At 38.0% G+C, this 15,229-nt stretch carries 12 protein-coding genes; 1 reads left to right on the top strand and 11 read right to left on the bottom strand.

Going from position 1 to position 15,229, the window contains the following annotated elements; translation table 11 throughout:
- Window positions 1-4 precede the first annotated feature (4 nt).
- From BM086_RS12980 to BM086_RS12940, 9 genes are all read right to left on the bottom strand, one after another.
- Complete coding sequence (locus tag BM086_RS12980) at window positions 5-778, bottom strand: glycerophosphodiester phosphodiesterase family protein (protein WP_092327363.1); 774 nt, start codon at window positions 776-778, stop codon at window positions 5-7.
- Window positions 779-802: 24 nt separating this feature from the next.
- Complete coding sequence (locus BM086_RS12975) at window positions 803-2,155, bottom strand: Gfo/Idh/MocA family oxidoreductase (RefSeq protein ID WP_092327360.1); 1,353 nt, start codon at window positions 2,153-2,155, stop codon at window positions 803-805.
- Between the two features lie 78 nt (window positions 2,156-2,233).
- Window positions 2,234-4,129: a LicD family protein gene (locus BM086_RS12970; RefSeq protein WP_175560265.1), complete on the bottom strand. Its 1,896-nt coding sequence runs from the start codon at window positions 4,127-4,129 to the stop codon at window positions 2,234-2,236.
- Between the two features lie 89 nt (window positions 4,130-4,218).
- Window positions 4,219-5,175 (bottom strand): sugar phosphate isomerase/epimerase family protein, encoded by a 957-nt coding sequence (locus tag BM086_RS12965; RefSeq protein WP_092327355.1) that lies wholly within the window; start codon window positions 5,173-5,175, stop codon window positions 4,219-4,221.
- Window positions 5,176-5,220: 45 nt separating this feature from the next.
- Window positions 5,221-6,489, bottom strand: coding sequence for a sugar phosphate isomerase/epimerase family protein (locus tag BM086_RS12960; RefSeq protein WP_092327352.1), 1,269 nt, complete (start codon window positions 6,487-6,489; stop codon window positions 5,221-5,223).
- A complete protein-coding gene (locus BM086_RS21430) occupies window positions 6,486-8,897 on the bottom strand; it encodes an adenylyltransferase/cytidyltransferase family protein (RefSeq protein ID WP_242952201.1) in 2,412 nt (803 codons plus the stop codon). Before BM086_RS21430 ends, BM086_RS12960 begins: the two co-directional genes overlap by 4 nt.
- Window positions 8,898-9,061: 164 nt before the next feature.
- Window positions 9,062-10,072: a LicD family protein gene (locus BM086_RS12950; protein ID WP_175560264.1), complete on the bottom strand. Its 1,011-nt coding sequence runs from the start codon at window positions 10,070-10,072 to the stop codon at window positions 9,062-9,064.
- Between the two features lie 115 nt (window positions 10,073-10,187).
- A complete protein-coding gene (locus BM086_RS12945) occupies window positions 10,188-11,501 on the bottom strand; it encodes a glycosyltransferase (RefSeq protein WP_092327347.1) in 1,314 nt (437 codons plus the stop codon).
- A gap of 141 nt (window positions 11,502-11,642) precedes the next feature.
- A complete protein-coding gene (locus BM086_RS12940; RefSeq protein ID WP_092327344.1) occupies window positions 11,643-12,590 on the bottom strand; it encodes a hypothetical protein in 948 nt (315 codons plus the stop codon).
- A 505-nt stretch (window positions 12,591-13,095) separates the two neighbouring features.
- Here BM086_RS12940 and BM086_RS12935 point away from each other — a divergent pair.
- Entirely contained in the window at window positions 13,096-14,334 is a 1,239-nt protein-coding gene (locus BM086_RS12935) for an IS110 family transposase (RefSeq protein WP_092327341.1), read from the top strand.
- Window positions 14,335-14,548: 214 nt separating this feature from the next.
- Here the strand turns inward: BM086_RS12935 and BM086_RS12930 are convergent, their stop codons facing one another.
- Both BM086_RS12930 and BM086_RS12925 read right to left on the bottom strand, forming a co-directional pair.
- Entirely contained in the window at window positions 14,549-14,764 is a 216-nt protein-coding gene (locus BM086_RS12930) for a hypothetical protein (protein WP_092327338.1), read from the bottom strand.
- Window positions 14,765-14,982: 218 nt separating this feature from the next.
- A partial coding sequence (locus BM086_RS12925; RefSeq protein WP_141107751.1) for an IS3 family transposase occupies window positions 14,983-15,229 on the bottom strand: 247 nt, incomplete at its 5' end.

The following is a 15,229-nucleotide window of genomic DNA, read 5'->3' as shown; positions in this document are numbered from 1 at the left end:
TACATTATAAATATTTCTCAGGCTCATTTAAAAAGACATCCGTAACCCCCGCAAGTTCAAACCTTTCCAGATCCATCTTCACATTCGTTGGAGCCTCCGGATAAAGATGTCCACCAAACCATGCCCTGACTGTTCTTCCGGCAAAGAACTCCTTTGGAAAATCAATCTTGCCCCCGCCTGGATGTAACGCTATTGTTCCCGGCTGCATATTCCACATCTGTTCCAAAAGTATTGTCTTATAAAGACAATTCGACAACGCATCATCAAGAACGCCAAGTTCAGCTGTAGGACAGATATCATGAATCTTAACCAATGATTCAATCAGGAAACTTGAGTAGACTATAGCATGTTCTACTCCCATCTCTTTAACCAGTTCACAGATTTTTTCCTCAATTCCCGGATATCTTATAGAACTGGTCTTAAGCTCAATATTTAATCTGATACCTTCGCTGTCTTCACCGCCATCATAACTCTTCAATTTAGGTAAAAGAAGATCCATAACTTCCCGCATTGTCGGTATCTTCTCACTTTCCTGCCCAATGCCTGTAAAAATATGAAGTTTTCGAAGTTCGTTTAATGAATAATCCTTTACAAATCCATATCCTTCAGTTGTCCTGTTTACTCTTTCATCGTGGATAACAACCAGTTCACCATCTTTTGTAAGCTGAATATCCAGTTCAATACCTGCAAGCCCCGGTATGTTCATTGCCTTTTCAAAAGAAGTAAGAGTATTCTCCGGATAAATCTGACTGCAGCCTCTGTGTGCCCATATCTTCATATGCCAAGTCTCCTTCTCATAGGCTTAAAAACCCTGTTGTTCTCGCCTGATATTCATGAATTCCTCAACCACTTTTGCCATAGCAATTGATTCTTCAGCAGTCAGCTTATAATCATGACCACCGGTACCATTTATCTTCACAAGAAATTCTGCTATCTCATATCTAAAGCCATCATTACCAACAAAGCTGACCTCATGATGATCAACAACATTTGCATCCTCATATCTCACATCAAAACTACGTATAAGCCACCACGGTGACTGCGCTATAATATACCCTTTTGTCCCCGCAATAACCAATTGCCCCTCAGATTTTACACCGGCGCCCGTTTTGGACGTAGCAAGCGCATTTGGATACTTAAACTGTACCTTTGTAAAAACATCTATTCCATTATTACCAAGTATTGAGTCTATTCGTAATTCTTCATAATCCAGACCTAAAATCTTAAAAATAGGAAGCAAAGTATAACTACCATACTCCATAAAAGCCCCACCATAACGGGCATCTGACATTTCTCTTGATGTTGGCTCACCCAGTCTTGTAAAGCAAGCTTCAATATCACAGACTTTTCCGATAGTTCCATTACTGGCAACTGTTAAAAGCTGTTGAAATCCCGGAAGATATGCAGCCCTTATTCCTTCCATCAAAACAACACCCTTCTGCTTGGCAAGAGCATACAGATCGACCGCTTCCTGATAAGTGAATGTCATCGGTTTTTCGCACAATACATGTTTTCCTGCCTGAAGCGCCCTTCGCACATAATCAGCGTGCGTCTCATTTGGAGAAGCAATATAAACCGCATCTACGCACTTAAGAAAGCTTTCATAACCTGAGCTAAAAGAGTAAATGGCATACTCGCGCACAAACTTATCAAGACTTTCTTTTTCCGGATTATAAGCTGCAACAGCCTCCACACCTGATACAAACTTAGTTTCCGCGATAAATCTTCTTGCTATTCTGCCGGTTCCAACTATTCCAAGTTTTATCAACCTTAAAATATTATTGCGTATTACCGTCGATGAAATATTAGGCGTGCGCTCAAGATAAATCACATTACAATACTGTTTCAGATAATCAAATTTTCCAAACCAGTCTGAACCCAAAACAAAAGTATCAATCCCATATTTCTGGATATCCTCTATCTTCTGGCCATCATGATCCTCAACAATAATCTCATCCGCAAACCCTGTATCCTTGACATTTTGTATTCTTGTCATTATCGGGTCAACAAGATTAAGCTTTCCACGCATTCTGTCAAAATGCTCTGTTGTGACACCTACAATCAGGTAATCTCCAAGTGCTTTTGCTCTCTTTAAAATGTTGTAATGTCCCTCATGGAAAAGATCGAAGGAACCATAGGTAATGACTTTCTTCATGACTATTTCCTTGTCTCCTGATGCAACGAACCGCTCAAACTTCGAACCTACTAATTATTCCTGTAAAAAACATAAAAATCATCCCAAGTCCTGGAATACCACCGGCTTTCCTGCCTTTTGGCACACATCAGCCACCTTACAGTGATGACCATAAAACTCATCACACACAATTACAGACTGCTCAATCATGCATTTAGATGGACTTTCTATCAAAATGATATTATCCATCTTCTTCAGATCATCTATAAATTCAATGTAATCTTCCAATATATTCAGCTTGCATCTTCTGATAAAATCATCGACTCCACTTGGAAAAAGAACTATAGCTGTGGTATCCATCCTATTTTTTTCGATAAAAGAAAGATATTCCCTGATACGTCCTATTCCCTGTTTCCCCGAATTGACTATGTCTGTGGCGGATAAAGCGTAAAGAACCACATACTTCTCATCGCTATCGCCATTAGACTTTCTTTCATACAAGTCTTTGAGCTGCTGTCCGACTGTATCTTCTTTTGCAGAATCATTTTGAAAACATGCTCTATGTATCTCTCTAAAAACTTCTTGTTTTACAAACTGCAGATCATCAAGGCATTCCAGTTCTTTGCAATGAATTTTCTCTTTTTCTTCGTTTGATTCTAGGTAATTATAGATTCCAAACACATCTTCGCAGAATTTCTCAACGCATCTCACTGCAGGCGCTTTTTCTCTGAATGCCTTTTCTATAGCATTTCCAATCTCGACAGCATTTTCCTGAATCTGCGCGATAACATTTAGCGCAAGTTCAATTTCAGCCGGCTGCTCCGAGAGTCCTTTCTCAACCTCTATATTATTTGGAGTTTCATATGACAACATATCTGCGTCTGTTGTCCCTGTATATCCTCGAACCGTCTCAATTGCTTCCGCCAGCGTATCAAGAAGTTCAGCAAAATACCATTCTCCCGGGCTATCAACGTAGCGGTCACCTGTATCCCCTCCAATAAGAACCTGTATCTCACTCCTAAAAAAAGGATAGTCATGAGCTGATGCATATCTTATCGGTTTCAGATATCCTTCACTGTACTGATTGACAAGTTCTTCGTGAAATCCCACAGGTGCTGCAATCTTAATATCTTCAAAGGGTAATTCAACAACCTTCTCATACCAGGAAAGTTTCCTTGGTCTGCAATCTTCCAGATTTGCAATAAGTGCCAGATTCGGACTGTAATCAACAGCATTTGCATCCTTTTCATCACACATCTGTGCAACATGATCCGCCATCAGATACAATTGATTTCTTAAGGATTTATCCGTATCCGGCTTGAAATCCTCATGAAGAATTCCCCTTACATATTTGCCCAAATCCTTAAGCTCTTTAAGAAAAATACTTATTGTCTCAGTAGAATCAGTATTCTTATCTTCCACCAAACGCTGAAGTTCCCCTAATGTAACAAGCCTGTTCCTAAATATAGTCTCCTCGATAGTCTTACAGTCGTAAGCCATTTTATAAGAAAAATAGTATAATTCCTTCTGAATTCTGAATTTACCTTTATCTGCAGGAATAAAATCCAGGGGAAATATATCAACAAAACATATGAAAGGACAGCCATAGTTTTTTTTCATCCTTTCTTCGTTCCATTCAAGTGTATCCGCTTTAGTGGCCACAACAGCATGAAAACTACTAAACGATTCAATGTTATAAAAACTACGGATACATAAATCCTCAGGAAGTTCTGATTCAAGTTCAAGAAATCTCATGTAATTACGCCTTGGCATGGCAATATCAATGTCATCATCCCAGGGAATATATCCCTTATGTCTTACAGCGCCCAATAAAGTCCCAACTTCGGCATAATATACAAGTCCATGCTTTTTAAAAAGAGTAGTCAGCGCATCAAGAATAGCCATCTGTGTCGCCCAGGATCTTTTCATGATCTCGCTGACAAAAAAGCCTTCTCGCACTTCCTCTTTAAAAAAATCATCATTAAACGTTCTCATCATTTGCCCCTAAGCAATTAATATATTATCATTATATCACACATTTATTCACTCATTATTGATGTAGTTTTTTATGATTTTCTCTCCCATTACGTATCTTCCGCACTAGTTGCATCCAGCTTTGCCGCAAAGTATTTTCCGATATCAGCAATCGTCCTGAGCGCCACAGGACGTAACTCCTCAGGAAAAGACTTTAATACAGGCGCTGTTTCAAAACTTAACACCTTATCAAAGCCTGCTGCCCTTAAACCTCTCAAAAAGCCGTTCCAGTCAGTCGAAGGATTATTCTCCCTTGTCTTGGTAAAAGTAAATGGCATCTGATGAAGATCTGAGATTCCATCATTATCATGAATGTGCAGTACTTTTACACGCTTCCCAAGAATATTTAAAAACTTCTCAAAATCCAGTCCTACAATATTCGCATGCCCCGTATCAAAGCAATAGCCCAGCACCTCTGCCTTATACTCATCATTTATCCTATCTATTCTCTCTGCCATTTTGGTAGGATTACCACATGGTCCCTCAATAATATGCGCCCCGGCAGAAATATAGATATTCTCAACGCAGACCGTGATTCCCATCTCTTTTGCCATTGGCAGAATATGGCTTAAAAACTCTTCTGCCTTTTCCCACTCTGCCTCTTCTGAACCATAAAACCGTTTAACCTTTGGAGCATGGACAACAATATATCTGCAGCCAAAAAAGTCTGAAATCTGCATACTTTTAGGCGCCATTTCATTTAGCAAGTAATTATTGATCTCATCTGAAGCATCCGGAACGAAATTTGGATATGGCATATGCATCTGATGAATCCTTATTCCATTATCAATTGCCGCCTTTTTATGCAGAGAAAAAAAGCTTTCTAACTCGTTTATCGACTTATCAAAAAAGCCATTAAGCCTTTGCTCATACAGATCCGTATTTTTCAAATACATGTTTAAAGAAAAATCACAACATGTAAAACCCGCATCAGAAATCATCTTAAAACCAGCATTTGGATTATCATCCGATACCGCATTATGCGTCTGCACACCTATTTCAAGCATGTCATTACCTCATTTTCATAATTTACAACCATACAATAATCAGATTTAAAACCTTCTGTATTTCATCTGCATTTTAGGAGAATACTCACCATCAAAGTAAACTATATCCGCCTCGATTCCCATCTGCTTAATCTGCTCCTTTATTTCCCTGAAGAAAGTATTGCAGATAATAATACAGGTACTATCGGGAATTGTAAGAAGATCCTTGGGCGAATGGATCGTTAGCCCGCAAAACTCTTCTCCCCATCTGGATGAATTATTGTCGCAGGTAAAAAGCGGATGATATTTATCTCCATAACTTTCCATATAGTTCATGCACATATAACCTGCGCCAAATAAAACAATATTTTTATACTTCTGCAGCTGTTTCTCTATCGTGATCTGCCACTCCAAAAACTTCATGGTTTCCCTGGCAAGTTCCATGTATGCAGGGCGAAGCATGACAGAAACAGCTCTTATAGTTGTACCTATATCAATTATTGCCACACCGTCATATGAAATCTCACGCAGCCCTCTGATAACACTCAGCCAGTCTGTGGTCGATAATCCATCCGAGATTGAAGAGAATGGAAGTAGCGCTTCTTCCTGATGTCCGTCATTATCGCTGAAAATAACAGCATCTATCTTTTTTCCCAAGCTTGTAATAAACTCATAAACATCTATGCCACAAAGATTACAAGCTCCTATATCAAGGCAAAATCCGTACCTATTCTCTCCTGCCGCTTGATTTAATTCATCAACCCATTTTATCGCCTCAAGCGAATCCGACATCATTCCCCGAACCATATGTCCTTCATGATTCTGATACTGGTTTTGAAGCAATATACGCGTGTTTGTTCCTTTAACAATAGGAAGCAACGATAAGTAAAACTCTTTATTTACCTCCCATTCTTTTTCTAAAGAAACTCCGATAAAAACCGGCTTGACTATTATGCTTTCACATTCTTGCTCTACAGCCAGTCGCACGCTTTCCTGCACAAGCTTTCTGTAAGGATCATTACAAATAGGATTTCTTACTTCAGTTTTTATGCACGGTGCATACGCAATTTTAGTCTTAAGATTTCTTTTACGGACTTCACTTAAAAATGCTTCTAACCTACCTTTATATCCGGAAGGTTCATCAAATAAGAAAGCTCTATTTTCCTGCTTAGCAAATTTCCTGTATCTGTCTACATATCGGAATTCTTCCTCAGCAATAGCCAATCTGCCATCCAAAACCACCTCAGTAAAACCTGCGTTTTGAATATCGATCAGTCCCTGTCCCGGATAACGAATATCTGTTATAAGCCCTTTAGGTGAAAAGACCATTCTCATTTTTTTAGTTTCTCCTTTAATTTAGTACTGCTCGTCGACTCAGTATATGGAAAGAAAACTATTGTTGCTCCATGTTTCTCAAGCTCCGACTTCATTTTTAACCAATATTCATCATGCTCATAATCGCTGCCAGAGAACTGTACATCAAAGTGATTAAGTCGCCATGCATCTAGCGAATCTCCCGCATTAAGCGGAATTTCAACAACCTCATCTACATACCGACACCCCTCAAGGATTGCTTTCCTATCATCAAAAGAAATAACAGGATAAGCGCCTTTATTTCTTTTTACTCCCTCATCTGATACAAGCCCCACAATAAGATAATCACAATTATCCTTAGCTCTTTTAAGGATATTTAAATGCCCCACATGGAAAAGATCAAAAACCCCTGCCACGTAACCTGTATGATATGGCTTTGGATTATATTGTCCATTTTCCGCGTTGTTTTCACGCATCATGATATTTTCGTTTTTCCGCTTATTAGTCAGATAATCCGGAATGTTATAATCCGCTTCAGGATTGAAAATACCATATTCCTCTACGCCATATTTTTTTATCTGCTTAAGTATTCCCACATACTGACGTATACAGATAATCAGCTTATAACTGTCAGAAGGCATATCGGCAAGTGATTCAGGTTTTTTTATCTCTATTCCATCAATTTCTGTTTCCTGTCTTGAAACATCATTGTCCACCATAAACAAAATATTCATTCTGTCTTTGTACAAAGATATAAACCTCTTTGCAAATGCTCCTGAGCCAAAAACAATGACATTTCTCTCATTACAACCATCCAATACATTAACGAATACTTTTTTATATCCGCCTGCTCCAAAGCTGACTCTTTCAAGATTCTCGACAATCACGCCATTTTCAGGAGTATGCCCCTTTCTATAATCAGACAGTATTTCCTGTTTAAGAAGTCCATCGCAAAACTTTCTCTCAAAAAATCGCCACTGATTACCGTCCTCAGACATATCATACATATCAAGCAGCTTGTCTCTAGTCAGACCATCCGCAGCCATTTTAGCGTAAGGATCCAATAAGCATATCACTCTGTACATGACTGCTTTTGCAGGATATGTTTCTTCGACAAATTCCTGATCAAAGAAATAAAACTCTCCGTTTATGACAAATGTATTAAGCGGTACCATATCAGGATAGCCAAGTTTAAGAACCTTTCCGGCATTTTTGCACTTCACAGGCTTTTGCGTCACCAGATCTCTGTCAAAAATGTAATCCGCCGGTACGTCTGCTTCTTCAGAAGAATCAAGAATCAACTCATAAAACTTATCAAGTGCGGAAAGAAAAGCTTCTTTCCCCAAATAAGCCTGTTCCTTAAAGTACTCCATTCCACCAATAGCGTTTACATAGGGCATAAGAAGACAGCCCTCCCGGCTCTTCATAGGAACTACCTTTATTCCTCTAGCCCTTAATCTAGAACTGTTTGTCAAAAGATCCTGAATTTTTTTTCGTCCACTATCATTTACACCCTTTTTTTCAACCGTATAGTTCAGATCAAGATACTCAGCCATTACAGAATCTTCATCGCTCAGCTCAAAGCCACGCTTTCTGATGATAGTGATCATGTCATTCTCGCCCCTGTCAAGAGACATGGTCGCATGGCAAATATCACAGCATTCACCGTAATCCGGCACGCACTCTATCACATATCCGTTAGCCATCTTATGAAGCATCCCATTTTTTGAGAGCGTATTAAGAAGCTTCCCTTCATTCAAAAAAACTGATTCCGGATTGTTATAATATGGAAAATATCTGGCAGACATATCTTCATTAGGCTCATAATCCTCTGCATAAATGAACTGCGATGCCCTAATATCAGGAAAAACTGAGAAGAACCTTTTATTCTTAAAACCTGCCTTATCTAAAAATTCCTCAACTTCAAATCTGGCATAACTCCTTCCGCCAAACATTTCCTTATCTCTTCTAAAAATCTTCTCATAGCCATCTATTCCATCAAAGCTTCTATCAGTAAAAAAATCATGATCCCCCGCAAAATATCTGGTTCCAAGCCTGTTATCAGTCGCAAGTAGCAGACGTCCTGTCTTATTCAGCATTGTTTTGCATATGGAAAGAAGTCTTACCGGATTTTCACAGTATTCTATAATCCCAATCAGAAGAATATAGTCATAACCATCGCAAGTTACTATATGTTCGCGATTATTACTATTCTTATTATCATTATCTTTTTCACATACAATATCTGATACTACTGACTTATCTACTTTTACCCTTTCGCTCAAAAGCCATGCCGATATTGCATCCTGCACTTCCTGAGCGAATCCATCTTTCCAATCATTTAGTACAATCAACACTGATGCACTTTCCTTAAATGGGTACCACCTTAATATTCCTGTCCTTATATCCTGCAGTATAGTTTCAGACATCCAAGTCTCCTGTTATCTATTCTCATATATTCGATTTCATACATGAACAGCAAATGAATTTGTATGCAATCATTCTCTTTCCGGTTTTGTGCTGCAAAAAAGCGTAAGACTATACGTCCTACGCTTTAATTTTAATCTATATTTCGTTTATTTTCCACTCATGACTAAACCGTCGCCGGATCCAGCACCAGACGCCCATTTTCATCATACTCCAGAAATTCTTCCGGGATCTTCCACCCTCTCTGTTTATATGCCTTATAAAGATCTATTCTCTGGAACTGATAGATAGGATAATTGTGCCCTGCAGCCCCCATGACAAACACATTGTAATCGCCAAAAAAGTTTCTTAAGACTTCGTCATAATCCTTCGGCACAGGAATACTCATAACATTTTCAAACGGAACATAAATACGATCTGTAAAATGCCTCTCGCACATTCCCCTATCGCCTGTATAGAGCATGTCCTGCATAACTGCAACTCTGTCAGAATCGCAATCATCACACAAGCTGCTCGCTGCATCAATAAGTCGTAAAATCTGAAGTGAGACTGCCTCATTATCCGTGAATGTATAGCCAAGCTCCTGCTCAATAACCCTCTTCAATTTACCATATTCATTAAGCTCATCCCCCATAATGGTAGAATCATCCACTTTCCACCTAAGTGTAAGCAATCTGTCCAGCATACGGATAAGCCTGTCCTGATAAGCAAACTCCTGTGGATCTTTAGTCATCTTGTCATGAACAAAAATATCAATTCCTGTTGCATAGGGACATCCATGAAATCTTTCCAAGAATTCAGGGCTTGTATCGAGTTTACCCCCATTTCCGATATTAAAGATCATTTCTTTTGGCTGAATAGCCCCCGGCATAAGCGACTTAGTTTTTAGATATGGGGGCAATTCTTTTTCTAAAACCTTCGTAAACTTGACATAATCTTCACGAAGCATTGCTATATCTATATCATCATCCCATGGAATAAAACCCTTATGCCTAATTGCCCCCAGCATCGAGCCATTAAACACAATATATCTGATGTCATGCTCGTTGCATTTTGCGTCAATCCACGCAAGAATTTCCATCTGCGATGCCCATAACCTTTTCATCATCGCAGTTATATAAAAATCACACCGTATTTCGTTTGTAAAATAATCCTCTGGAAAGTTCAGTATTGGCATAGGTAAATCCTCCATTGCTATATGCGCTACTCTTCAGAATCAGGAAACCATTACAAAACTATATATCAGATACGCAATTCACAGACCACTACACATATATCATAAGTATGATTCCTCAGTTGAAGGAAAAAATGTTATTGTCTCTCACTCCCATTTCTTTCATCTGCTGCATCATTTCTTCCTTGTAATTTTTGCAAGCTATTAAAATAGCTACATCCTCATTAATATGCTCCACATCCGGAACCACAACATCAATGCCTGCTATTTTCTCTCCTTCATGGGCATTATTATCAAAAAACAGATCAACATTTATTCCAATAGAATCAAGCGCCATCAATGCATTCTTGCCATATATTCCTGCGCCAAAAACAATATGATTCCCAAAATGCTTATTCATCTCAGTCAAATTTGACATTCTTTTGGTTTTAGCATCAATCTGTCTTTTCAGCTCTTTTTCTGGATTTTCCCTTATTCTTTCATATAGATTAATCTTATCTTGTAAACCATCATTTGCCAAGAATTCGTCACTTATAAGATTATTATCAAAGCCATACTCTATCTGCTTAATAAACCACATTATACAGTCATGAGTTTTGTCATCATTCATACACTCTCTATTATCCATCCGAGAAAACTCATATGCAAATGTTAAAAAGAGCGCTTCATAAACACCCGGCAAATAAAACTCATCCAAATCCTCGCGACTCAAAATCCAGCCGAATTCCTGCTGCCCATAAATTAGTCCTTTTCCGGAATTTATCGAAGAACCTTCTCTTCCTATTCTATACCTGTAAAAAGAATCCTGTACATAAAGCGCGCGCCTTGCTTTAGCATGTAATAATAATCCAAAACCTATATCCTGAAATGCAGCTCCTGATGTTTCATTTAAAAATACGCCATTTTGAATAAGAAATTCACGTAAGTAAATTCCTCTCCATATCGTTGTGTCAGTATTATATAAAAATGCATTCTTAGAAGGATCTATTACATGACCATTTATATTTTCATACTGCTTATTCAAGGTATTATTCCATATTATTCTTTTACCATTTCTACATTGGTAAAAAACATCAAAATCCGCTTTTACATATTCAACATCATTTTCTTTAGCCAAATTGTATAAACTGATGTACATATCTTCTTTTATGTAATCATCAGTTTCCAAAACAGCAACATACTCTCCCTTGGCCTCTTTAATTCCAAGATTTACCTGATAGCCATAACTTTTCTTATCAGAACTTATCAGCCTAACATTCGTATGTTTATCCGCATAATATGATGCTATTTCATATGTTCCATCGGAAGATCCTGCGTCAACGATGATCACTTCCAACTCTTCAAAGTCCTTCTGGTTCAAAACACTCTCTATGCATTCTTTAAAATAAAGAACCACATTATAACATGGCATAATTACAGAAACTTTTATCATTTTCTCACCTGCATTTTATAGACATTGGTGACTGTCACCACTGTGGAAAACAAAAATCCCGACATAAAGTACGTTCTATACTTCACATCGGGAATTTAATTATCTTATTATTATAATGTTGTTCTGTTTAATCTTTATACGTTACTTTTCAGCAGAAACAGGTGTATACTTCTCAACATATTCCTTTGCAACAGTCTCCGTAAATCCATAGAGCTTAACGAGCTTTGCAGCGATTTTTTCAGTTGGAACGCCATCTTCGATTTTATCTTCTATGAAAATTTTGAGGTCTGTTTCTCTTTGTCGTTTTTCTCCCTTGGCTTCTCCACTAGCCTCTCCTTTAGCTTCTCCTTCTGCCTTTGCCTCAGTGATAAGCTCTTCATATACATCTCTAAATGCTTCATATACCATATCATTCTCACCTCTCATTTCATCAATCAATGTCTTATTCGCCATTCTAAACAAATGTAACACAGCATTCGCATTTTCTTTGTCATCCTGATCCTCGTAATACTTAATCTCTTTTATAAATCTTTCTGCATCTTTGAAATCAGCATTTTCTCTCAGTATCTTAATTGCAATAAAATCTTGTTCATCTAATTCTGAAGTCACTATTATCTGTAATGGTATTATGCTCAATCCACTGACGTAATATACGCCTGAGTATGATTCTTCAATAATATTTCCTTCTGATTTTAATTTCTGCAGCAATTTAACTGGCTTACTACTTCTAAAGATTGAAATTGATATTTCCGAAATCGGAATCTCATCTACTTTTTTCCCAAAGCTTTTATATAGCCCAGCATACCCTATTGCTTTCCATACTACATCAATATCCAGTTCATCATAGGGATTTTTGTATTCAACTATATTATACTTTCGAAATATTCTTCCTACAGCATTATTAATGGGACAATCATCAATCTTTTTAATGATCAGAAAATCAATTCGAAGTGGTTCTTTGGATAATGAATGCTCCCTCTCGAAATTAAGCATTCTTTTAAATCGCCTGAAACTAAGCTCCAAACCACCTGCAAATCCGGAATGCCAGTCCTTTCTTTCTTGTTCATATTTCTGTAATTCTTCTTCCAACTTCTACCTCCATTATATTGATTTTGCCTATTATCTGCAAACATTCATATGATTGAGGTAAATGTAATAATGTAACATGAAAGAATTGAATAAACATTTGACTTAATAAGAAAGCGAAAATGAAAATCGTTATATTCTAAACATCTAAATCATTATGGGAGTCACGGACGATTTGCCCAAGATACCTCAAATGCATACGAATAATGCCTGTTAAATATAACATTTTCTTTTTCCGATGTAAAGTATGAAATTATCAACGTACCATGGCTGCATCGCACTCACAGCCTATTATGAAAATAGCTTACTTTCTTTCTGCCGATAATTAATTTGACAGGACAGAACTTGGTCGCACCTTGGTGGATTTTAATACCCCGATTTTCAACGTGAGTGCCCTGCCTTTGAGCACAGCATATTGTTGCATCTTCGGATAGCACGCGTAGCAAAGTTCGTATCATCTCGGGCAGGACTCCTGTCATTTACTATTATTGGTAGGAAGGAGGCCGTTATGAATGATATTCTTGAACGTTCTTGTGGTCTTGATGTCCACAAAGAAAAAATTGTTGCAAACGTACTGTCTGGTCCAATTGGAACGACACCTTTATCCGAAACCAGAGAATTCTCCACACTGATTCCTGATCTTATAGCTTTGCGAGAATGGATTGTTTCATGTGATTGCCACGATGTCGCAATGGAATGCACCGGAATATATTGGATTCCGGTATATGAAACTCTTGAAACTGCATTTGATGGCAATATCCATCTGTTAGTTGTGAATCCTCGCCATATGAAGAATGTTCCTGGAAAGAAAACTGATATCCGTGATGCAGAATGGATATCTTCACTCCTTAGAGCAGGTCTTCTTAATGCCAGCTTTATTCCAGACAAAGAAATCCGGGAATTTCGTGACCTAAACCGTTATAGAAAAAGCATCATTGAAGACATCACCCGCCAAAAGAATAGGATCGAGAAATTCCTTCAGGCATCTGGCTTCAGGCTATCCTCGTTTCTTTCAAACATCTTTGGTGCCTCCGGAAGAAACATAATCCATCATCTTATGGAACATGGTAGTATTACGCGCAAAGAGATGGATATATGTCTTAAAACCCAGACGAGACACCGTTTGGATGAAATCCTAATGTCAGTTAACGGTACCTTGTCCGAGCATCAGAGGTCTTTCTTGAAGACGCTTATGGAACACTATGAAACGCTTAACAAGCATCTTGCAGAAATAGAATCGGCTCTTCAGAAAGACATGGAGCCTTTCAAATCCCATGTAGAACAATTGAGCAGTATCTATGGTGTCAGTACTGTTGCAGCTTGTGCCATAATAGCAGAGATTGGAACGGATATGTCTCACTTCAAAACTGCAGAGCATATCTGTTCATGGGCAGGATTGAGCCCTGGAAACAACGAAAGCGCCGGCAAGAGAAAGAATGCCCACACAACAAAAGGCAACCCTTATGTCAAATCCATGCTTTGCGAAATCTCCTGGGTAATTGCTGGCAAACGCAATACTTATCTTTCTGGTTGGTATTGGAGACTTAAACAGAAAAAAGGTGCCAAGAAAGCGATTATTGCTTTAGCCAGAAAACTGCTGGTTATTATCTATACAATGTTAAAGAAAGGCACAATGTATGATGAAAGCAATTTTGCCTCAAGGCGAATCACCCAAGAGAATCGTCTCGTAAACCATTATCGCAAAGAGCTTGAAAAACGTGGCTATCATGTAGAAGCCACAGCTTGATATCTATAACGTCAGTTAGCTATTATCATAATTTGTCAATGTGCGAACCCCGTTTTCTGACGGGGCGTGTATATCATGCGTCTTTTTTGCGCTTGATAGCTTATAATAATTTCAAGAAATCTGTTTAAGTATTTCCTGATCAAATTTGCTAGCTACGAGGTCGCTTATTTTCGTAGCTAGGTTCATATCAATGCACCGAGCGTAAATTAGAAATTTATTCCGAATATCTTTTATAATAATCTTCTGCTTCTTTTTCATCCATGCTATAAATTTTTTGTAACTTTTTTATAATCACTTCTTCCGAAATGCCATCTTCTAACTTATCTATTATAAACAGCCTAATCCCTTCTTCTTTCCCTTCTTCTTTTCCTTCAGCTTTGCCCTCTTTATATATCCTGATTTCAGGTAAATCCAACACTTTTCCGCCCATAATTTCACCCACCTTCTGTTGAACGTTTTTATGCTTCATAGTCAGTTTATATGCAACACTATAGGTTAATCTTATGATAGCACCGTAAGATAATGCGGACAAGTTTCCGAAATCAAGTTCATTTGACAGTCTTTCAAAGATATTTTAAAGTGTACCCCATGTCAAGTACAAATTAAGCTATAGGCATATCTAATTACAGCACATTATTTATCTATATATCAAACATCTCCAAGAGGATATATTCCTGTGGTGATGTACTTATAGTATTCATTCGGAGATAGCTTTGCTAACTGCCACTGATATCTTTCATTGTTATAGTAGTCCATCCAATCATCTATGATTGCTTTTACTTCCCTATATTTTTTGCATTCTGACAGATCTATCTCATCTTTCATATGACCAAAGAAGCTTTCCTGAGGGGCGTTATCCCAGCAATTGGCTTTTCTGGACATTGATTGCCTAAGC

Source organism: Butyrivibrio sp. YAB3001 (assembly GCF_900112195.1).
Lineage (GTDB): Bacteria > Bacillota > Clostridia > Lachnospirales > Lachnospiraceae > Butyrivibrio.
The sequence above is the reverse complement of the archived record's forward strand: the minus strand, read 5'-3'. Positions and strand labels throughout refer to the sequence as shown.